The organism is Pseudomonas frederiksbergensis, assembly GCF_001952935.1.
GTDB lineage: Bacteria > Pseudomonadota > Gammaproteobacteria > Pseudomonadales > Pseudomonadaceae > Aquipseudomonas > Aquipseudomonas frederiksbergensis.
On sequence record NZ_CP018319.1, the window covers coordinates 4,313,921 to 4,333,336 of the forward strand.

The 19,416-nt window shown below is 57.7% G+C and carries 18 protein-coding genes; 15 read left to right on the forward strand and 3 right to left on the reverse strand.

Going from position 1 to position 19,416, the window contains the following annotated elements; genetic code table 11:
- Nucleotides 1-21: 21 nt before the first annotated feature.
- From gmd to fabF, 10 genes are all read left to right on the forward strand, one after another.
- Nucleotides 22-1,053, forward strand: coding sequence for a GDP-mannose 4,6-dehydratase (gene gmd, locus PFAS1_RS20115; protein ID WP_076030281.1), 1,032 nt, complete (start codon nucleotides 22-24; stop codon nucleotides 1,051-1,053).
- Nucleotides 1,053-1,949, forward strand: a complete 897-nt coding sequence (locus PFAS1_RS20120) for a GDP-mannose 4,6-dehydratase (protein WP_076030282.1) — start codon at nucleotides 1,053-1,055, stop codon at nucleotides 1,947-1,949. The genes gmd and PFAS1_RS20120 overlap by 1 nt, the downstream gene beginning before the upstream one ends.
- Complete coding sequence (locus PFAS1_RS20125; protein WP_076030283.1) at nucleotides 1,950-3,095, forward strand: glycosyltransferase family 4 protein; 1,146 nt, start codon at nucleotides 1,950-1,952, stop codon at nucleotides 3,093-3,095. It abuts the gene before it with no gap.
- Nucleotides 3,092-4,201 (forward strand): glycosyltransferase family 4 protein, encoded by a 1,110-nt coding sequence (locus PFAS1_RS20130; RefSeq protein WP_083671752.1) that lies wholly within the window; start codon nucleotides 3,092-3,094, stop codon nucleotides 4,199-4,201. The genes PFAS1_RS20125 and PFAS1_RS20130 overlap by 4 nt, the downstream gene beginning before the upstream one ends.
- A 57-nt stretch (nucleotides 4,202-4,258) precedes the next feature.
- A complete protein-coding gene (locus PFAS1_RS20135) occupies nucleotides 4,259-5,230 on the forward strand; it encodes a UDP-glucose 4-epimerase family protein (RefSeq protein WP_076031558.1) in 972 nt (323 codons plus the stop codon).
- The gene (locus PFAS1_RS20140) at nucleotides 5,227-6,255 is read left to right on the forward strand and encodes an MraY family glycosyltransferase (protein ID WP_076030284.1); all 1,029 of its coding nucleotides are present in this window, start codon (nucleotides 5,227-5,229) and stop codon (nucleotides 6,253-6,255) included. Before PFAS1_RS20135 ends, PFAS1_RS20140 begins: the two co-directional genes overlap by 4 nt.
- 107 nt (nucleotides 6,256-6,362) lie before the next feature.
- Nucleotides 6,363-8,357 (forward strand): polysaccharide biosynthesis protein, encoded by a 1,995-nt coding sequence (locus tag PFAS1_RS20145; RefSeq protein ID WP_076031559.1) that lies wholly within the window; start codon nucleotides 6,363-6,365, stop codon nucleotides 8,355-8,357.
- 112 nt (nucleotides 8,358-8,469) lie between these two features.
- A complete protein-coding gene (locus PFAS1_RS20150) occupies nucleotides 8,470-8,805 on the forward strand; it encodes a ComEA family DNA-binding protein (protein ID WP_076030285.1) in 336 nt (111 codons plus the stop codon).
- 251 nt (nucleotides 8,806-9,056) lie between these two features.
- A complete protein-coding gene (locus PFAS1_RS20155) occupies nucleotides 9,057-9,851 on the forward strand; it encodes an SDR family NAD(P)-dependent oxidoreductase (protein WP_076030286.1) in 795 nt (264 codons plus the stop codon).
- Between the two features lie 32 nt (nucleotides 9,852-9,883).
- A complete protein-coding gene (gene fabF / locus PFAS1_RS20160; RefSeq protein WP_076030287.1) occupies nucleotides 9,884-11,158 on the forward strand; it encodes a beta-ketoacyl-ACP synthase II in 1,275 nt (424 codons plus the stop codon).
- Here the strand turns inward: fabF and PFAS1_RS20165 are convergent.
- Nucleotides 11,155-11,712 (reverse strand): TetR/AcrR family transcriptional regulator, encoded by a 558-nt coding sequence (locus PFAS1_RS20165; RefSeq protein ID WP_076030288.1) that lies wholly within the window; start codon nucleotides 11,710-11,712, stop codon nucleotides 11,155-11,157. The genes fabF and PFAS1_RS20165 overlap by 4 nt on opposite strands.
- Before the next feature lie 176 nt (nucleotides 11,713-11,888).
- Between PFAS1_RS20165 and PFAS1_RS20170 the strand changes: the two genes are divergently transcribed.
- Both PFAS1_RS20170 and PFAS1_RS20175 read left to right on the forward strand, forming a co-directional pair.
- Nucleotides 11,889-12,542 (forward strand): GntR family transcriptional regulator, encoded by a 654-nt coding sequence (locus PFAS1_RS20170; protein ID WP_074874825.1) that lies wholly within the window; start codon nucleotides 11,889-11,891, stop codon nucleotides 12,540-12,542.
- A 15-nt stretch (nucleotides 12,543-12,557) separates the two neighbouring features.
- Nucleotides 12,558-13,409, forward strand: coding sequence for an urea carboxylase-associated family protein (locus PFAS1_RS20175; RefSeq protein ID WP_076030289.1), 852 nt, complete (start codon nucleotides 12,558-12,560; stop codon nucleotides 13,407-13,409).
- 46 nt (nucleotides 13,410-13,455) lie between these two features.
- Here PFAS1_RS20175 and PFAS1_RS20180 read toward each other — a convergent pair whose 3' ends face one another.
- Nucleotides 13,456-13,623 carry a DUF2897 family protein gene (locus tag PFAS1_RS20180; RefSeq protein WP_008006000.1) on the reverse strand — a complete coding sequence of 56 codons (168 nt, stop codon included), beginning with the start codon at nucleotides 13,621-13,623 and terminating at the stop codon, nucleotides 13,456-13,458.
- 124 nt (nucleotides 13,624-13,747) lie between these two features.
- The gene (gene eat, locus PFAS1_RS20185; protein WP_033055766.1) at nucleotides 13,748-15,112 is read right to left on the reverse strand and encodes an ethanolamine permease; all 1,365 of its coding nucleotides are present in this window, start codon (nucleotides 15,110-15,112) and stop codon (nucleotides 13,748-13,750) included.
- Nucleotides 15,113-15,517: 405 nt separating this feature from the next.
- Here eat and kdpF point away from each other — a divergent pair, with 405 nt between their 5' ends.
- The 3 genes from kdpF to kdpB are packed head-to-tail and all read left to right on the forward strand — an operon-like array spanning nucleotide 15,518 to nucleotide 19,380.
- Nucleotides 15,518-15,607 (forward strand): K(+)-transporting ATPase subunit F, encoded by a 90-nt coding sequence (gene kdpF, locus PFAS1_RS20190; protein ID WP_007899818.1) that lies wholly within the window; start codon nucleotides 15,518-15,520, stop codon nucleotides 15,605-15,607.
- Between the two features lie 8 nt (nucleotides 15,608-15,615).
- Complete coding sequence (gene kdpA / locus PFAS1_RS20195) at nucleotides 15,616-17,310, forward strand: potassium-transporting ATPase subunit KdpA (RefSeq protein ID WP_076030290.1); 1,695 nt, start codon at nucleotides 15,616-15,618, stop codon at nucleotides 17,308-17,310.
- 12 nt (nucleotides 17,311-17,322) lie between these two features.
- On the forward strand, nucleotides 17,323-19,380 hold the full coding sequence (gene kdpB, locus PFAS1_RS20200; RefSeq protein ID WP_076030291.1) for a potassium-transporting ATPase subunit KdpB: 2,058 nt from the start codon (nucleotides 17,323-17,325) through the stop codon (nucleotides 19,378-19,380).
- Nucleotides 19,381-19,416: the final 36 nt, after the last annotated feature.

Here is a 19,416-nt window from a genome sequence, read left to right on the forward strand (position 1 = left end):
AATGGAGTTTAGAGGATTCGCATGAAAGCAATCGTTACCGGCATCACTGGTCAAGACGGCGCCTACCTGGCGGAACTGCTGCTGGAGAAGGGGTACACCGTTTACGGGACCTACCGTCGTACCAGTTCTGTCAATTTCTGGCGTATCGAGGAGCTGGGCATCCAGTCCAACCCTAATCTGCATTTGGTCGAATACGATCTGACCGATCTGTCTGCCAGCATTCGTTTGCTGCAGAACACCGAAGCCACCGAGGTCTACAACCTTGCGGCGCAGAGCTTCGTGGGTGTTTCGTTCGAGCAGCCGATCACGACTGCGGAGATTACCGGCCTTGGTGCGGTAAACCTTCTCGAAGCGATTCGGATCGTTAATCCGAAGGTTCGTTTCTACCAGGCATCGACCTCCGAGATGTTCGGTAAGGTACAAGCTATCCCGCAGATCGAAAGCACGCCTTTCTATCCGCGCAGCCCATACGGTGTCGCCAAGCTCTACGCTCACTGGATGACCATCAATTACCGTGAGTCGTACGGCATTTTTGCCACCAGCGGTATCTTGTTCAACCACGAATCGCCACTGCGTGGCCGTGAGTTTGTGACCCGCAAAATCACCGACTCCGTTGCCAAGATCAAACTGGGTCTGTTGGACAAGATGGAACTGGGCAACCTCGACGCCAAGCGCGACTGGGGTTTTGCCAAGGAATACGTGGAAGGTATGTGGCGCATGCTGCAGGCCGATGAACCGGATACTTTCGTGTTGGCGACTAACCGCACCGAGACCGTTCGCGACTTTGTCTCCATGGCGTTCAAGGCTGTTGGTATCACTATTTCGTGGGCGGGTACTGCCGAGGCCGAGCAAGGTACTGATACTGCCACCGGTAAAGTGCTGATCACCATCAATCCGAAATTCTACCGCCCAACCGAGGTTGAGTTGTTGATCGGAAACCCGGCCAAAGCCAAGGAAGTTCTGGGTTGGGAGCCGAAGACTTCGCTGGAAGAGCTGTGCCGCATGATGGTAGAAGCTGACTTGCGTCGTAATGAACAAGGATTTTCGTTCTGATGACCATTGCCGGCAAACGCGCGCTGATTACAGGTATTCAAGGTTTCACCGGTCGTTACATGGCGGATGAACTTCGGGCTCATGGCTACGAGGTTATCGGGTTGGGCAGTCAGCCTTCCGATGATCGCAATTACCACCAGGTGGACTTGGCCGATGGCCCTGGTCTGCGTACGTTGCTGGCAAAGATTCAGCCGGATGTTGTGGTTCATCTCGCGGCACTGGCGTTTGTCGGGCATGGCGCAGCGGACGCGTTCTATCAGGTCAACTTGATAGGCACGCGTAATCTGCTGGAAGCCGTCGCGGCCAGTGGTAAATCCCTGGATTGTGTACTGATCGCCAGTAGCGCCAATGTCTATGGCAATGCATCGGGTGGCCTGTTGTCGGAGACCACAACGCCGGCACCGGCCAATGACTATGCCGTTAGCAAGTTGGCCATGGAGTACATGGCCAACCTTTGGCATGAACGTCTGCCTATCGTCATCACTCGTCCTTTCAACTACACCGGCGTGGGCCAAGCCGAGAACTTCCTGTTGCCGAAAATTGTTTCTCATTTTCGTCGCAGGGCGCCAAAGATCGAATTGGGTAATCTCGATGTTTGGCGTGATTTCAGCGATGTTCGCGCTTTGGTAAAGGCATATCGAGGGCTTATCGAGGCGAAGCCACTGGGGCAGACTATCAATGTCAGCTCTGGCAATACCCATTCGCTTCGCGAAGTCATCGAAATGTGCAAAGGCATCACCGGGCATGATATCGAGGTCGAAGTGAATCCCGCCTTTGTGCGAGCCAATGAGGTGAAAACCTTGTGCGGGGACAACTCGAGATTGCGGGCGCTGGTACCAGGCTGGACAACACCGACCTTGGGCGAAACCCTTGGCTGGATGCTGACGGCTGAATAAATGAAGTTAATTCTTTCTGTTGAACCGGTCCGCTTCCCGTTGACCGGTATTGGTCGCTACACCTACGAATTGGCGCTGCGACTGCAGCAGAATCCGGAAATCACCGACCTGCAATTTTTTGCCGGTCGGCGGTTTCTTCCGGCCTTGCCCACGGCTGCCGAGGAGTCGGGTAATGGATACGGCCTGAAACGAGCCGTACAAAAAAACTTCCTGGCGGTTGAAGCGTATCGACTTCTTATGCCGTTGCTCAGGAAGCGCGCACTAAAAGGCCATGGTGATTTTCTTTACCACAGCCCGAATTATTATCTGCCGCCCTTTGCTGGCCGCAGTGTTGCTACCTTCCACGATCTGTCTCCGTTCACTTGGTCTCACTGCCATGCGCCGCAACTTGTGCGTTATTTACAGAAAGAGCTTAAAGCCACACTGGTAAGAGCTGATGCGCTGATTACGGACTCGGAGTACACGCGCAAAGAGTTGGCGGAGTACTTCTCCTGGCCTATTGAGCGAATCCATACGGTGCCGCTGGCCAGTTCTGCCGAGTTTCATCCTCGTAGCGCGGATGAACTCAGAAGCACGCTTTCACGCCACGGTCTTACGGTTGATGGTTACAGCCTGTTTGTCGGGACGATCGAGCCTCGCAAGAATATCGAGACGTTGCTTGACGCCTATTCCCGACTGCCTATCGAAGTCCGCAAGCGCTGGCCTTTGGTGTTGACTGGCTATCATGGCTGGCGCAACGAAAGCATTCACCAGCGGCTCGAAAGTGCCCGGCGTGAGGGCTGGGCTTTTTATCTGGGTTTTGTACCCAGTGAAGACCTACCCCTGCTGTTTGCCGGGGCTCGTCTTTTTACCTTCCCTTCGCTGTATGAAGGATTTGGTTTACCTGTTCTGGAGGCCATGAGTTCTGGTATCCCGGCCGTTTGTTCAAACAGCTCATCACTCCCAGAGGTTGCCGGTGATGCGGCCCTGATGTGCGAGGCCAAAGACACCGAGACATTGACTGGACTCATCCAGCGAGGTCTGGAAGATGAGGCGTGGCGCTCCAGCGCCGTTGAGCAAGGCTTGCTACATGCCGCGAGATTTTCGTGGGAGCGCTGCGCAATGGAAACGCTTGAGGTTTATCAGAAGGTGGTCAAAGGACAATGATCAAGGTTCTGCACTTCTTCAAGACCTACTACCCAGAGACGATGGGCGGTATTGAGCAGGTCATTTTTCAAATTGCTGAAGGTGGCACAAAGCACGGCTTTGAATCCGAAGTGCTTTATCTCAGTAAGCGAGGTGCGGCGCGCAATGAACAGGTAGGACACCACCTGACTCATCGCTCCAAACTCGACCTGCACATAGCATCCACCGGTTTCTCGCTATCGGCGTTCAAGGATTTTGCTGAGCTGGCGAAGAAAGCGGACATTGTTCACTATCACTTTCCGTGGCCCTACATGGATCTTTTGCACTTCGCCAGTCGAATCCACAAGCCCGCCGTGGTCAGTTATCACTCTGATATCGTCAAGCAAAAGACACTTCTCAAGCTTTATCAGCCATTGATGAACCGCTTCCTGTCTAGCGTCGACTGTATCGTTGCTTCATCACCCAACTACGCTGAAAGCAGTCCGGTTTTGACGCGCTTTAAAGACAAAGTCCGCGTTGTTCCCTATGGGCTGGACCGGCAAACCTACCCGACGCCTTCTGCTGAAAAACTGGATTTCTGGCGAGCGCGTCTGGGGGAGCGTTTTTTCCTGTTTGTGGGGGCTCTGCGCTACTACAAGGGACTGGACTATCTGCTTGAAGCTGCAAAAACCACTCAGCTGCCCGTCGTCATTCTTGGGGGCGGACACCTTGAGATGGAGCTCAAGGCTCAGGCAAATCAATTGGGGCTGTCGAATGTACATTTTCTCGGTGGCTTACCTGATGAAGATAAAGCCGCTCTGCTAACGCTGTGCTATGCGTTCGTTTTCCCGTCGCACCTGAGGTCCGAGTCTTTCGGTATTTCGCTGCTTGAGGGGGCGATGTACGGAAAGCCGATGATTTCTTGTGAGATTGGCTCCGGCACTACTTACATCAACATCGCAGGTGAGACAGGGCTTGTCGTTCCTCCCCGCGATTCTGTTGCGCTGGCAGGCGCTATGAACCAGCTCTGGAATCAGCCAGCAGTTGCTGCTTCGATGGGAGAGGCGGCTGCACGGCGTTTCGAAGAGGTGTTTTCAGCTGATTCGATGGCGAAATCCTATGCTGAGATTTATCGATCTCTGCTTTGAAGTGTTGCGACACAGTGCCCGAGCATTGATGTTCTTATGTATTTCCAAGGGCCACCCATGAGTTCGAAAACATTCCTGGTTACCGGTGGCAGTGGTTTTCTAGGGCGCGCGCTGATTGAACGATTGGTGCAGTTGCCTGACTGTTCTGTTGTGGCGCCGGTCCGAGCCACGTCGGCTGTGCTCCCAGCGGGTGTGCGCCTGTTACCTCTGACGAGTCTCAACGGTACAAACGATTGGAGTGAAGCACTCACCGACGTCGACGTTGTTGTCCATGCGGCTGCTCGCGTTCACGTGATGAAAGAAGTCTCTTCCGATCCGCTGGCGGCGTTTCGTGAAGTCAATGTCGAGGCTACGTTGAACCTCGCTCGCGCGGCCGCGGCGTCCGGAGTGAAACGTTTTATCTACATCAGCTCGATCAAGGTAAATGGTGAGAGGACTCCACCTGACACTGCGTACCGTGCAGATGATGTACCTGCTCCAATTGACCCTTATGGGATCTCGAAGCTTGAGGCAGAGCAAGGCTTGAAGGTGCTTGCCGCAGACACGGGCATGGAAGTGGTCATCATCCGTCCTGTGCTGGTCTACGGTCCCGGGGTCAAAGCCAACTTTCTCAGCATGATGCGCTGGTTATACCGTGGCGTTCCCTTGCCGTTTGGCGCTGTCCACAATCACCGCAGTCTCGTCGCCATAGACAATCTGGTGGACCTTATCGTGACCTGTTCCGACCACCCAGCGGCCGCCAATCAAGTGTTCCTGGCCAGCGATGGCGAGGACGTGTCGACCACGCAGTTACTACGCAAGCTGGCGGGCGCCTTGGGCAAACCTGCCATATTGTTGCCAATACCTGCCCGGCTCTTGAGCGGTGCGGCAACATTACTGGGCCAGCGAGCGTTGTCGGATCGTATTCTCGGGTCCTTGCAGGTTGATATCAGTAAAAACCGACAACTATTAGGCTGGACTCCTCCGGTCACCCTCGATAAAGCGTTGAGCCTGACGGCGCAACATTTTCTGGATTCCCGTAAATCATGAGTTATGGCTGGTTTATCCCTGTCATCGTTGCTGTGTCTTTTTTCCTCACCTGGGCGCTGCGTCGTTACGCTCTGTCTCGAAGCCTGATGGATATTCCCAATGCCCGAAGCTCTCATTCGGTCCCCACTCCTCGAGGAGGCGGGGTTGCAATTGTCCTGGCGTTTACATTGGCGCTGGGAATGCTGTTATTCGCAGGGTTGATGTCTTCCTCGGCGTTTTTTGCGATTGCCGGTGGGGGAGCACTGATCGCCGTTATCGGATTTATGGATGACCACGGACACATCGCGGCCCGTTGGCGTTTGTTGGGGCATTTCGCTGCATCGACGTGGTTGCTGTTCTGGATCGGTGGGTTACCCGTTGTTGAAATCGGCGGGGGGACTTTCGACCTCGGTTGGTTTGGCCATGTGTTAGCAGCGTTTTATCTGGTGTGGCTACTTAATCTTTACAACTTCATGGACGGTATCGACGGCATTGCCAGCGTCGAGGCGATTTGCGTTTGCCTTGGGGCTTGTCTTCTGTACTGGGTGAGTGGTGCGACGGACTTAGTCTGGGCACCATTATTGTTGGCCGTGTCCGTAGCCGGATTTCTCTTTTGGAATTTCCCTCCTGCTAGAATTTTCATGGGGGACGCCGGGAGTGGATTTCTGGGTATTGTCCTTGGCGGGCTTTCACTTCAAGCGGCCTGGGTCTCCGCTGACTTGCTATGGGGTTGGCTGATTCTGCTTGGCGTATTTATTGTCGATGCGACTTTTACCCTGTTTCGCCGTTTGCTCAGGGGGGACAAGGTCTATGAAGCGCACCGCAGCCATGCCTATCAGTTTGCCTCCCGTCGGTTTGGCAACCATTTACCGGTTACTGTGGCGGTGGGCGCGATCAATTTGCTTTGGTTGTTGCCTATCGCACTAGGCGTTACGCAATTTGGCCTGAACTCAAGCCTCGGTTTGATTCTGGCCTATGCTCCACTGGTCGTGCTGGCGATCAAGTTTCACGCTGGAGAGCTTGAAAGGCCATCTATGAAGGACTAAGTAACAGTTCTGTCATTTAGGTTTCAAAATAAATGAGATGCGCCTATAAGGTTTCACTACGGTGATGCGGCAGTTGAAGGGAGAAGGCTGAGGTGTTTGAAGAGTTTTTGGATAGGCTTAGAGCGCGCCTTGTAGGACTTCCCAGGCGCCAGAAGCGACTGATTCAGGTCGGCACAGACATTTTTCTGGTCTGGGGCGCTCTGTGGTTGGCGTTCATCGTGCGTTTGGGTATCGATGATATGTACAACCCCTTTCGAGTCCATTTTTGGCTTTTCGCGTGCGCTCCCGTTATTGCAATTCCGCTTTTTATCCGATTCGGCATGTACCGCGCTGTCATGCGTTATTTCGGAAATGATGCGCTCATTGCCATCATCAAAGCTGTCACCCTCTCATCGCTGATACTGGCGCTCGTCGTTTACTGGTACAGCAACCATGAGGCCGTGGTACCGCGCTCCATTGTCTTCAACTACTGGTGGTTAAGTCTCGTCATCATTGGCGGTCTGCGCCTTTGCATGCGTCAATACTTCATGGGCGACTGGTTCCATGCCTCCCAACACGTACCGTTCACCAATCGCGACGATGGCCTCACCAAAGTTGCCATTTATGGTGCAGGCGTAGCGGGTAATCAGCTTGTCGCAGCACTGCGTATGGGGCGGGTCATGCGTCCTGTGGCATTTATCGACGATGATTCGAGCATCGCTGATCGCTCTATTTCAGGCCTCCACGTCTACAAACCCAAACACATCCAACAGATGATCGACGAAACCGGCGCTCAGGAAATCCTTCTGGCGCTGCCGTCATCTACTCGCGCACGACGTCGGGAAATTCTCACTATTCTGGAGCGTTTCCCCCTCCACATCCGAAGCGTACCCAACTTCACCGATCTGGCCAGCGGCCGGGTAAAGGTCGAAGACATCCAGGAAGTGGATATCGCCGACCTTCTGGGACGCGACTCGGTACCCGCACAGTCAGACCTGCTCGAACGCTGTATCAAAGGCAAGACAGTCATGGTCACTGGCGCCGGTGGATCGATCGGTGCGGAGCTTTGTCGGCAGATTTTCTTGCTTGGCCCGACGACGCTTCTGTTGTTCGAACACAGCGAATTCAACCTCTACAGCATTCTGTCGGAGCTGGAGCAGCGCGCCTGCAGGGAGTCGGTTCCTGTCCGCCTGCTCCCGATCCTGGGTTCCATCCGCCACCAGGACAAACTTCTGGATGTGATGAAGACCTGGAGCGTGGACACCGTCTACCACGCTGCCGCTTATAAACACGTCCCGATGGTCGAGCACAACATTGCCGAAGGCGTGCTTAACAACGTCATCGGCACGCTCAACACTGCTCAGGCTGCGTTGCAGTCGGGTGTGTCCAACTTTGTGTTGATCTCCACCGACAAGGCCGTACGCCCCACGAATGTCATGGGCAGTACCAAGCGTCTCGCCGAAATGACGCTTCAAGCGTTGAGTCGTGAAATTGCCCCGGTGATGTTCGGCGACAAGGCCAACGTATCCCAGGTCAACAAGACCCGGTTCACCATGGTGCGCTTTGGCAATGTGCTGGGTTCCTCCGGTTCAGTGATCCCGTTGTTCCACAGCCAGATCAAATCCGGTGGCCCGTTGACGGTCACCCACCCGAAAATCACTCGCTATTTCATGACCATCCCTGAGGCCGCGCAACTGGTGATCCAGGCGGGTTCCATGGGGCAGGGCGGTGATGTGTTTGTTCTGGACATGGGCGAGCCGGTGAAGATTGTCGAGCTGGCGGAGAAGATGATTCACCTGTCCGGTTTGAGCGTTCGTTCGGACAAGAATTTGCAAGGCGACATCTCCATCGAATTCACCGGGCTGCGTCCCGGTGAGAAGCTTTACGAGGAGTTGCTGATTGGCGACAACGTGGCAGCGACACAACATCCGATGATCATGAGCGCCAACGAAGAACATCAGCCCTGGGATGTACTCAAGGGCCGTTTGAGGGAGTTGCTGATTGCTGTCGATCATGACGATTACAGTCGTGTCCGTCAGCTCCTGCGCGAAACCGTCAGCGGCTACACCCCTGATGGCGATATCGTCGACTGGATCTACCAGCAACGTCGCCTCGAACCCTGATTGTTTCACATCCTGTAACGGACACATTTTTGACAGGCTCCAGACATCGCCTAAGTTTGGAAGGCGGCTTCGGAAAAGCTGCTTTCTCAATCGATGTCATGGAGCTTCATTTATGCGTACTGGCTATTTCTACTCTCTGGTTTTTGCCCTGCTCACCAGCGCCTCTATTGCGGCCATTGCTGCGCCGACGGTTAAACCCGAGGCTGGCAATGCACCCTTGGTGCTGGAAGTTGCTCCCAAAGCACAGTCCGGCAAGGTCGATCTGAATCAGGCTGATGCGCCAACCCTTCAGCGCGAGTTGTCTGGTGTGGGCGAGGCCAAGGCCAAGGCGATTGTTGCCTATCGTGAGGGTAATGGGCCGTTTGCGTCCGTGGACGAATTGCTCGAAGTGAAGGGAATCGGTAAAGCGATTCTGGATAAGAATCGCGAGAAGCTTGAGGTGAACTAAGCTTATACGTCAGCGCCAGGGGCCGGTCATTGATCGGCCTTTTTTTTCATTTCTGACGAGATGAATTCATCAGAAGATCAAGAGATCGCAGCCTCCGGCAGCTCCTACAAGGGCAGACCTTTCGTCGAAGCGGGAAAAATTACGTCTATCATATACGGTTTGGATTATGCCTATAATAAAAGACTTTCCGCCAAAGCGTTCTGAGCCTCAGGCGCTTGTCTTTCCCTTAGGCATCTCTCAGGAGCACAGTCATGAATTCTGTCCAGTCCCAAGGTACGGCCCTCGTCACCGGTGCTTCTTCCGGTATCGGTGCGATTTACGCCGAGCGGTTGGCGGCGCGTGGTTTTGATTTGTTATTGGTCGCCCGTGATCAAGAGCGGCTGGAAGCTGCTGCGAGCAAGTTGCGCGCCGAGCATGGCGTTCAGGTCGAGGTGCTCAAGGCGGATCTGACGCAAAAGGATGATGTGCTGAAGCTTGAACAGCGTCTTCGCAGCGATTCGAGTATCAGCCTGCTGCTGAACAACGCCGGGGTTGCAACGGATGGTTTGTTGGCCAATGCCGACATGGATCAGCTGGAACGATTGATTCAATTAAACGTTACGACGGTCACGCGGTTGGCATCGGCCGCGGCCGCCAGTTTTTCCAAAGCGGGTCGGGGGACGATCATCAATATCGGGTCAGTGGTCGCCTTGTTTCCTGAGCGCTTCAATGCGACTTACAGTGCCAGCAAGGCTTATGTGTTAAGTCTGACGCAGTCGTTGAACGCCGAACTGGAGGGCTCCGGGGTCAAGGTGCAGGCCGTGCTGCCAGGCGTCACACGCACTGAAATCTGGGAACGCTCCGGTGTCGATGCGACCCAGATTCCGGCGGATATGGTCATGGAAGCCGATGATATGGTCGATGCCGCGTTGTCGGGTCTGGACCAGGGTGAGTTGATCACCATTCCTTCGTTGCCGGATGCGGCCGACTGGGATGCCTTCGTTGCGGCGCGTCATGTACTGGCGCCGAATCTTTCCAAAAGTAAGGCTGCCGCGCGTTACACGTGAGGCGTCATGAATCGGATCGAGGTATTTGCGGTATGAGTGATCGTCGAGTAGTTGTCACGGGCATGGGTTTGGTATCGCCATTGGGTTCTGGCGTCGAAGCCGTCTGGGCGCGTCTGTTGGTCGGGCGTTCCGGGTTGCGCAATTTGCCGGACGAGGTGGTGGCCGATTTGCCGGCCAAGGTCGGAGGCGCAGTGCCGACGCTGGCTGACGATCCCGAGGCGGGTTTTGACCCAGATCGGGCGACGGCGCCTAAAGAGCAGAAGAAGATGGACCGCTTCATTATGTTCGCCATGGAAGCGGCGCGTCAGGCGCTGGAGCAGGCTGGTTGGCAAGCGGCGGACGCCAATGCCCAGGAGCGTACGGCAACCATTATCGGTTCCGGCGTGGGTGGTTTCGGTGCGATAGCCGATGCGGTGCGCACCACCGACAGCCGTGGGCCGCGACGCCTGTCGCCGTTCACCATTCCTTCATTTCTGGTCAACCTCGCTGCGGGTCATGTGTCGATCCAGCACGGTTTCAAGGGGCCGTTGGGTGCGCCGGTGACAGCTTGTGCGGCCGGGGTCCAGGCGATCGGTGATGCGGCGCGGTTGATTCGTTGTGGCGAGGCAGACATCGCGGTATGTGGCGGCGCGGAAGCGGCGATCGATCGCGTCAGCCTCGCCGGGTTTGCCGCCGCTCGCGCCTTGTCCAGCGGTTACAACGACACCCCGGAACGCGCCTCGCGGCCGTTCGACAGTGGCCGCGATGGCTTCGTCATGGGGGAGGGCGCAGGCCTTCTGGTGATTGAATCCCTGGAACATGCTTTGGCTCGTGGTGCTCAACCGCTGGCGGAATTGGTTGGTTATGGCACCAGCGCTGACGCCTATCACCTGACGGCAGGTCCCGAGGATGGCAGCGGTGCGCAACGAGCGATGTCGCTGGCATTGTCCCAGGCAGGCATTTCGCCGGGGCAGGTTCAGCATCTCAATGCTCACGCTACCTCGACTCCGGTCGGGGACTTGGGAGAGTTAGCCGCCATCAAGGCGTTGTTCGGCGCGGATAACAAAATCGCCGTGACATCGACCAAATCGGCCACCGGGCATTTGCTCGGCGCAGCGGGCGGTATCGAGGCGATTTTCACGCTGTTGGCCATTCGCGACCAGGTTGTGCCGGCCACTCTCAACTTCGATTCCCCGGACCCCGCCGCCCAAGGCGTGGATATCGTCCACGGTCAGGCGCGGCCGATGGCTATCGAATACGCGCTGTCCAACGGCTTCGGGTTTGGTGGGGTGAATGCCAGCGTGCTGTTCAAGCGTTGGGAGGGTTAGTCCCGGGGTTGTTTGAGATAGGCGCGAGTCACGTCGAGAATCCGCTGCGCCAGCTCGGGGTTCTCGACACTGCGTGACAGCAGTAAAGCCCCGACCAGTGTCGACATGATGACGATGCTTTGGTCGGCGGCGTCCTCGTCTTCAAGGGTGCCCTGCACTTGTTCGAGCCGTGCGTTGAGCACCACGTCAGTGGTCGGGCTTTGCTGCCCGCGCAGGCCGAGTTCCGATGACATGGTTGGCAGCGGGCAACCTTCATCGGGTGAAGTCTGGTGCCATTCGGACAAATAGGCGTCGATGAACGCTTCCAGCGGACGATCCTGGGCGAAGAGCTCGGCGCAAATCCCATCGACCTGCTCACCCGCGGCTTGCAAAGCCTTTTCTACCAGTTCGTCCTTGGATTTGAAGTGCGAGTAGAAACCACCGTGAGTCAGGCCCAGTGCTTTCATCAGCGGTTGCAGACCTGTCGCGCCAATGCCATCGCGGCGAAAGCGCGCTGACGCTTCCTTGATGATGCGTTGGTGGGTCTGGGCTTTATGGTCCTGCGAATAGCGCATCGGGTATCTCCGCAACAATGCGCCATATTAACCAATGAAAATGGGATGGTGATTGTACTTCTACTTCTAAAAAGCATGCAGATGCGTCGATCTTGGTAGAACGGCGTTTAAACACATGGCACGAATAGTGACTACTCATTAACTGACGATTGTTGAACAATCATGAGGCAATGAGCATGAACAGCGGACTGTCCCTGGCCGACCACATCACCCTTGAATTGCGCGCCGACATCATTGGCGGCCGGTTGCTGCCCGGCATGGCGTTGGTGGAAAACGATCTGGTGTCGGCCTACAACGCCTCCCGCAATACCATCCGCGAAGCGCTGCATCGACTGGGGCAGGAAGGGCTGACCCGTTATGTGCGCAACAAGGGAGTTATGGTGCGCAGGCTCGGCGTCGAGGACGTGCGGGATCTGTTCAAGGTCAGGCGCACGTTGGAGTTGCAGGCGATCAGCGCGAGTCAGCCGCTGCGTGACTATCAATCTGACCGGATGCTCGAAGCCCTGGAAGCCACCGAGCTTGCCCGGGAGCGCGAAGACTGGCGCGCCGTCGGCACCCACAGCCTGGCCTTTCATCAACACATCGTCGGATTGCTGCGCAGTCCGTTGTTCGACGAGTTCTTCACCAACGTTGTCGCACAGTTGCGCCTGGTGTTCTGCACCGCTCCCGATGAATCACGTTTTCAAGCGCCCTGGCTGGCGCGTGACCGGCAGATTCATGAGTTGTTGGCCGAGGGCGATAAACCCGCGGCCGAGGACGCCATGAGCCGGTATCTCGACGATTCCGAACACCTCTTGTTGCAGATGCTTACCCGTTCTTCCCATCACTGATCGAGGATTCGTGTCATGTACAAAGACTATCCGGCGGCCTATCAAGTCAGCAAAGGTTCGGCCTTGCAGGTGGACAAAGCCTTCTACGAACGGATCCGCGACAAGAAGGACGGGCGCACGCTGATCGAGGCATTCGAGGTGCCGATCCGCACCGGTCGCGCCTGGAAAGTGCCGGCCGGGCATGTGTTCCGGGTGACCACGCCTGTTGGCCCGCAAGTCGGGGATTTCAACGTCTGGAATGCCAACGATCCACGGGAGCGTTTGTGGGCGGCGCGGACCCGGCAGTTACAGGGTGCTCACGTCAGCACCCATGACCGGCTCTGGTCGAACCTGCCTTTTCTGCGGCCGCTGGTCACCATTACCGATGACAGCCTGGCCGGTTACGGCATCGACGAACATGGCGGTCGCTTGCACGATTTGCTCGGCACTCGCTGCGATCCTTATGTGAACAAAATGCTCACTGGTGAAGACTTCCACCATCACTGCCATTCGAACCTGACCCGCGCAGTGCTACCTCATGGGCTGACCGAGTTCGACGTGCATGACGTGCTGAACATTTTCCAGTGCACGGGCCTGAACCATGACGACATGTACTTCATGAAAGCCTGTCCGGCGCAGAAGGGCGATTACCTGGAGTTTTTTGCTGAAATCGATCTGCTGTGTGCGCTCTCGACCTGCCCGGGTGGCGATCTGTCGCTGGCCATGTGGGGGCCGGATGCGCAGGACCCGCTCAGCGTGTGCCGCCCGCTCGGGGTGGAGATTTATCGGTTGGAGGATTCGCTGCTCGAGGGCTGGAGCCAGCCGGAACGGGCGGCATACAAAGGGCTGCATGACCTGCACATCGCCAAGGCCGATTGGGAGAAGTAGAAACGCAAAACCCCGTCATTTGATGAGAATGACGGGGTTTGTTTAGTTAGCGGTCCTGCGCATCCTTGGCGTCCGCTTCCGCGTTGCGTTCAGCGACGCGTTTGCGTTGCTCCTCGGTCAGTTCGACCTTGTTGGCGGTGTCACGCAACATCATCAAACCACCAACGATCGAGCCAATTGCAACGATCAGAATCAACCAGGCATACCAGGGCATAGGGCTCTCCTTGAGGGCAGGCCGATTGGCGGGTTTCGCCAACCGATCGTGCATACCACTTTGAGCGATTAGTTTTCGCAGTGGTTCCATTCTATGCCTGTTCTGACAGCCGCACGTGGCCTGTTTAGAGCCCGGTCAGCATCGCGTCCGCCGGCGCATCGGCACGCAGTTGCGCCGTCAGCATGAAGTACACGAACCCCACCGCCATGAAGCCCAGGAAAATCAACCCGATCAACGTGTTGAACCAGGCCATCGCCACCAGGCAGACCACCGCTAGCACCAGTGCAATGAACGGCACCAATGGATAGCACGGCGCGCGAAAGGTGCGTTCCAGATTCGGTTCGGTTTTGCGCAGTTTGAACAGGCTGAGCATGCTCATGATGTACATCACGATCGCCCCGAAGACCGCCATCGTGATCATCGCCGCCGTCAGCGTCATGCCACCCAGGTTGATCAAACCATCGCTATAAATTGCGGCAATGCCGATCACGCCACCGGCGATGATTGCCCGGTGCGGAGTCTGGAAACGTGACAATTTCGCCAGCGACGCCGGCAGGTAACCGGCCCGGGCGAGTGCGAAGAACTGCCGCGAGTAGCCGAGGATTATCCCGTGGAAACTCGCCACCAGGCCGAACAGGCCGATCCACACCAGCATGTGCAACCACCCCGAACTTTCGCCCACCACGGTTTTCATCGCTTGCGGCAGCGGGTCGTTGATGTTCGACAAGGTGCGCCAGTCACCGACGCCGCCGGCAAAGAACATTACGCCCATCGCCAGCAAAACCAGGGTCAGAATGCCGCTGATGTAGGCCTTCGGAATCGTGCGTTTCGGATCCTTGGCTTCTTCGGCGGCCATGGCGGCGCCTTCGATGGCCAGGAAAAACCAGATAGCGAACGGAATCGCCGCGAACATCCCGGCAATCGCCGGCGCGCCAAACACATCGGAACCGGCCCAGCCATTGAGTGCGAAATTGCTGAAGCTGAACGCCGGGGCGACCACGCCCATGAACACCAGCAGTTCGGCCACAGCGAGAACGCAGACCACCAGTTCGAAAGTTGCGGCCAGTTTCACCCCGAGGATGTTCAGGCCCATGAACACGATGTAGGCACCGACCGCTGCGTGTTTCGGATCGAGTGCGGGGAATTGCACGTTGAGGTAGGCACCGATTGCCAAGGCAATGGCCGGTGGGGCGAAGACAAATTCAATCAGTGTCGCCAGCCCGGCGATCAATCCGCCTTTCTCGCCAAAGGCGCGGCGGCTGTAGGCAAAGGGACCACCCGCGTGAGGAATCGCGGTGGTCAGCTCGGTGAAACTGAAGATGAAGCAGGTGTACATCGTGGCGACCATAAAGGACGTCACCAGAAAACCGAGTGTGCCGGCCACGCCCCAGCCGTAACTCCAGCCGAAGTATTCACCGGAAATCACCAGCCCGACCGCAATGCCCCACAGATGCAGCGTGCCCAGCGTGGGTTTGAGTTGTGTGTTCATGCGTTGCTCCCTGAATGGTTTGGAAAGCTCGGGGGAGGGCGTCTGCAGTGGGCGTGCCAGTGTTGTCAGAGCGGTCGTAAAGTGCAGAAAGGCGTCGTATCGGGGATGTTCGCTATTGGATGCAGGCATTTTGGTGCGCCAGTTGAGGGCAGCGGTGTTTGTTATGCCGCCATCGCGAGCAGGCTCGCTCCCACATTGGAATGCCGTCGTCCATACAACGCCGAACTCCTGTGGGAGCGAGCCTGCTCGCGATGAGGCCGGCCGGAACACCGCTGTAACAAAGCTATAAACCCACTCTTTACGCATTCTTTATTCTCCGCCACACCCCTCGCTCTCGTTCCTTTACAGCCTCCCTGCCGACAATGGATCCACACGCGGCAATACGCCGTAACACGGAGAATTTCCATGAGCGTTCTGGACGGAGTGTCGCTGCTATTGGCAGTGGGGCTGTTCATTTATCTGTTGGTTGCGCTGTTGCGCGCGGACCGGAACTAGGAGCGGCTATGCACAGTTATGACTATTGGCTGATCCTCGCCTTCTTCGCCCTGGTGCTGATTCCGGCACCGTTTCTGGGGCGCTTCTACTACAAGGTCATGGAAGGTCAGCGCACCTGGCTTTCGCCGATTCTCGGACCGGTGGAGCGTGGATGTTACCGGGTGGCCGGCGTTGATCCGCAGGCCGAACAGAGCTGGCAGAAATACACCCTGGCCTTGCTCGCCTTCAACCTCGCGGGCTTTTTGCTGTTGTTCACGATCCTGTTGTTTCAGGATCATTTGCCACTGAATCCGCAAAACCTGCCGGGCCAGGAGTGGACGCAAGCGTTCAACACCGCCGTCAGCTTCATGACCAACACCAACTGGCAGTCTTACAGCGGCGAAGCGACTCTCAGCTACCTGAGTCAAATGGTCGGCCTCACCGTGCAGAACTTCGTCAGCGCCGCCACCGGCCTCGCCGTGCTGGTCGCCCTGTGTCGCGGGATCGGTCGCAAGTCGAGCAAAACCCTCGGCAACTTCTGGGTCGACATGACCCGCGCCACCCTCTACGGCTTGTTGCCGCTGTGCTTGCTGCTGGCGCTGTTTCTGGTCTGGCAGGGCGTGCCGCAAGCCTTCGCTCAGTACGTGAATGCCGTGACGATGCAAGGCATCGATCAGGTGATCCCGCTCGGCCCGGCCGCCAGCCAGATTGCGATCAAGCAACTGGGCACCAACGGCGGTGGCTTCTTCGGCGTCAACTCGGCGCACCCGTTCGAGAACCCGACGGCGTGGAGCAACCTGTTTGAAGTCGGCTCGATCATTCTGATCCCGGTGGCGTTGGTGTTCACCTTCGGCCACTACGTGAAAGACCTGCGTCAGAGCCGCGCGATCATCGCCTGCATGCTGGCGCTGTTCCTGATCGGCGGCGCGACGTCGCTGTGGGCTGAATACCAGCCGAACCCGACCCTGAACAATGTCTCCGTCGAACAGGCCGCGCCACTGGAAGGCAAGGAAGCGCGTTTTGGCACCACCGCCACGGTGTTGTGGTCGGTGACTACCACGGCGGCATCCAATGGTTCGGTCAACGGCATGCACGACAGCCTCAACCCGCTGAGCGGCATGGTCGCGATGGTCAACATGATGGTCGGCGAAGTGATCTTCGGCGGCGTCGGTGCCGGGCTCTACGGCATGTTGCTGAACGTGTTGATCGCGGTGTTCCTCGCCGGCCTGATGATCGGCCGCACGCCGGAATACCTCGGCAAGAAACTGCAGGCGAAGGAAGTCCAGTTGCTGGTCGTGACCTTGCTGGTGATGCCGGTCGGCGTGCTGGTGCTCGGCGCGATTGCCGCGAGCTTGCCCGGCCCGGTCGCGGCGGTGAGCAACCCTGGCCCGCACGGTTTCAGTCAGCTGCTTTATGCCTACACCTCGGCCAGTGCCAACAACGGTTCGGCGTTTGCCGGATTTGGCGCGAACACCGCGTTCCACAACCTGATGCTGGGCCTGGGCATGTTGATCGGTCGCTTCGGTTACATCCTCCCGGTACTGGCATTGGCCGGCAGCCTGGCGATGAAGAAAAGCGCACCGATCGGCCAGAACAGCTTCCCGACCCATGGCCCGCTGTTCGTGACTCTGCTGACCGTGACCATTTTGCTGGTGGGTGGTTTGACCTTCTTGCCGTCATTGGCGCTGGGTCCAATCGCTGAACATTTGAGCCTGGGCTTCTAAGGGGAATCAATGATGAATATGCCCGCAACTAAAGCCGCCACCGTCAAGGCGCCGGAACAACCGAAAACCGCGATCTCGGCCCTCTGGCGTCCGGCGCTGGTGCAAGCCTTCGTCAAGCTCGACCCTCGGCAATTGCAACGTGCGCCGGTGATGCTGGTGGTCGAACTGACCGCGATCCTGACCACCGTGCTGTGCTTCATTCCCGACAGCACCGTGCCGACTTTTGTCGCTGCCCAAATCGCGTTGTGGCTGTGGTTCACCGTGCTGTTCGCCAACTTTGCCGAAGCACTGGCCGAAGGTCGCGGCAAGGCTCGCGCCGACAGCCTCAAGGCCGGTAGCGAGGGCCTGAGTGCCCGACGCAAAACCAGCAACGGCGTCTTTCAAGTCGTGCCGGCGACCAGCCTGCGCAAGGGCGATGTGGTCCGCGTTGAAGCGGGGGAAATGATCCCCGGTGACGGCGAGGTGATCGAAGGTATCGCCGCGGTCAACGAAGCGGCGATTACCGGTGAATCGGCGCCGGTGATTCGCGAGTCCGGCGGCGACCGTTCGGCCGTTACCGGCAACACTCGACTGGTGTCCGACTGGCTGTTGGTGCGCATCACCGCCAACCCGGGCGAGTCGACACTGGACCGCATGATCGCTTTGGTCGAAGGCGCCAAACGCCAGAAAACCCCGAACGAAGTGGCGCTCGACATCCTGCTGATCGGCCTGACCCTGATCTTCCTGCTGGTGGTCGTCACCCTGCAACCGTTCGCCCACTTTGCCAACGGCAGCCTGCCGCTGGTGTTCCTGGTGGCGTTGTTGGTCACGTTGATTCCGACCACCATTGGCGGCCTGTTGTCGGCCATCGGTATCGCCGGGATGGACCGTCTGGTGCGCCTGAATGTGATCGCCAAATCCGGTCGTGCGGTGGAAGCGGCGGGGGACGTACACGTCCTGCTGCTGGACAAGACCGGCACCATTACCTTCGGTAACCGTCGTTGCACCGCGGTGTACGCCGCGCCGGGTGTCACTGCCAAGGAACTGGCCGAGGGCGCGTTGTTTGCCTCCTTGGCCGATGACACGGCTGAAGGCAAATCCATCGTCGAGTACCTGCGCGGTCTTCACCCGCAACCTGAGCCGGCTCCCGAGGTGCTGACTGCCGTGCCGTTCAGCGCTGAAACCCGCTTGTCTGGCGTTGACTATCAGGGCCGGGTCTATCGCAAAGGCGCGGTGGATTCGCTGCTGGCCTTCGTCGACCTGAAACGCGCCGATCTGGCCGCGCCGCTGTCCCGGGAAATCGACAAGATCGCCCAGAGCGGCGGCACCCCGTTGCTGGTTTGCGCCGACGGTAAATTGCTCGGTGTTATCCACCTGAAAGACGTGGTCAAACCCGGCATCCGCGAGCGTTTCGCCGAACTGCGCAAACTGGGGATCCGCACCGTCATGGTGACCGGCGACAACCCGCTGACCGCAGCAGCGATTGCGGCCGAAGCGGGCGTCGATGATGTGCTGGCTGAAGCCACGCCGGAGAAAAAACTGGCGCGCATTCGCCACGAGCAGAACGACGGGCGCCTGGTCGCCATGTGCGGCGACGGCGCCAACGACGCCCCGGCCCTGGCCCAAGCGGACGTGGGCATGGCGATGAACGACGGCACGCAAGCGGCACGCGAGGCGGCGAACATGGTCGACCTCGACAGCGATCCGACCAAGCTGCTGGACGTGGTGCAGATCGGCAAGGAATTGCTGGTGACCCGCGGTGCGCTGACGACGTTTTCCATCGCCAACGACGTGGCCAAATACTTCGCGATCTTGCCGGCGCTGTTCGCCTCGATCTACCCGCAACTGGGCGTGCTGAACGTCATGCACCTGAACAGTCCGCAAAGCGCGATTCTCTCGGCGATCGTGTTTAACGCCTTGATCATCGTGGTGCTGATTCCTTTGGCATTGCGCGGCGTGCGCGTGCAGGCGGCGAGTGCGGCGGCGTTGCTGCGACGCAATCTGTTGATCTATGGATTGGGCGGGATTGTGGTGCCGTTTGTGGGGATCAAGGCGATCGACATGCTGTTGACGGCGTTGCATCTGGTTTAGCGGTTGGTGCTTGAGGCTGGGGCTTTTGTGGCGAGG

What these genes read in the sequence shown, in the direction of transcription:
- PFAS1_RS20120 (WP_076030282.1), top strand. Translation starts at nt 1,053, where the DNA reads ATGACCATTGCCGGCAAACGCGCGCTGATTACAGGTATTCAAGGTTTC.
- PFAS1_RS20150 (WP_076030285.1), top strand. Translation starts at nt 8,470, where the DNA reads ATGCGTACTGGCTATTTCTACTCTCTGGTTTTTGCCCTGCTCACCAGC.
- PFAS1_RS20155 (WP_076030286.1), top strand. Translation starts at nt 9,057, where the DNA reads ATGAATTCTGTCCAGTCCCAAGGTACGGCCCTCGTCACCGGTGCTTCT.
- gmd (WP_076030281.1), top strand. Translation starts at nt 22, where the DNA reads ATGAAAGCAATCGTTACCGGCATCACTGGTCAAGACGGCGCCTACCTG.
- kdpF (WP_007899818.1), top strand. Translation starts at nt 15,518, where the DNA reads ATGAGCGTTCTGGACGGAGTGTCGCTGCTATTGGCAGTGGGGCTGTTC.
- PFAS1_RS20135 (WP_076031558.1), top strand. Translation starts at nt 4,259, where the DNA reads ATGAGTTCGAAAACATTCCTGGTTACCGGTGGCAGTGGTTTTCTAGGG.
- PFAS1_RS20125 (WP_076030283.1), top strand. Translation starts at nt 1,950, where the DNA reads ATGAAGTTAATTCTTTCTGTTGAACCGGTCCGCTTCCCGTTGACCGGT.
- fabF (WP_076030287.1), top strand. Translation starts at nt 9,884, where the DNA reads ATGAGTGATCGTCGAGTAGTTGTCACGGGCATGGGTTTGGTATCGCCA.
- kdpB (WP_076030291.1), top strand. Translation starts at nt 17,323, where the DNA reads ATGAATATGCCCGCAACTAAAGCCGCCACCGTCAAGGCGCCGGAACAA.
- PFAS1_RS20170 (WP_074874825.1), top strand. Translation starts at nt 11,889, where the DNA reads ATGAACAGCGGACTGTCCCTGGCCGACCACATCACCCTTGAATTGCGC.
- PFAS1_RS20130 (WP_083671752.1), top strand. Translation starts at nt 3,092, where the DNA reads ATGATCAAGGTTCTGCACTTCTTCAAGACCTACTACCCAGAGACGATG.
- PFAS1_RS20165 (WP_076030288.1), bottom strand. Translation starts at nt 11,712, where the DNA reads ATGCGCTATTCGCAGGACCATAAAGCCCAGACCCACCAACGCATCATC.
- eat (WP_033055766.1), bottom strand. Translation starts at nt 15,112, where the DNA reads ATGAACACACAACTCAAACCCACGCTGGGCACGCTGCATCTGTGGGGC.
- PFAS1_RS20175 (WP_076030289.1), top strand. Translation starts at nt 12,558, where the DNA reads ATGTACAAAGACTATCCGGCGGCCTATCAAGTCAGCAAAGGTTCGGCC.
- PFAS1_RS20140 (WP_076030284.1), top strand. Translation starts at nt 5,227, where the DNA reads ATGAGTTATGGCTGGTTTATCCCTGTCATCGTTGCTGTGTCTTTTTTC.
- PFAS1_RS20180 (WP_008006000.1), bottom strand. Translation starts at nt 13,623, where the DNA reads ATGCCCTGGTATGCCTGGTTGATTCTGATCGTTGCAATTGGCTCGATC.
- kdpA (WP_076030290.1), top strand. Translation starts at nt 15,616, where the DNA reads ATGCACAGTTATGACTATTGGCTGATCCTCGCCTTCTTCGCCCTGGTG.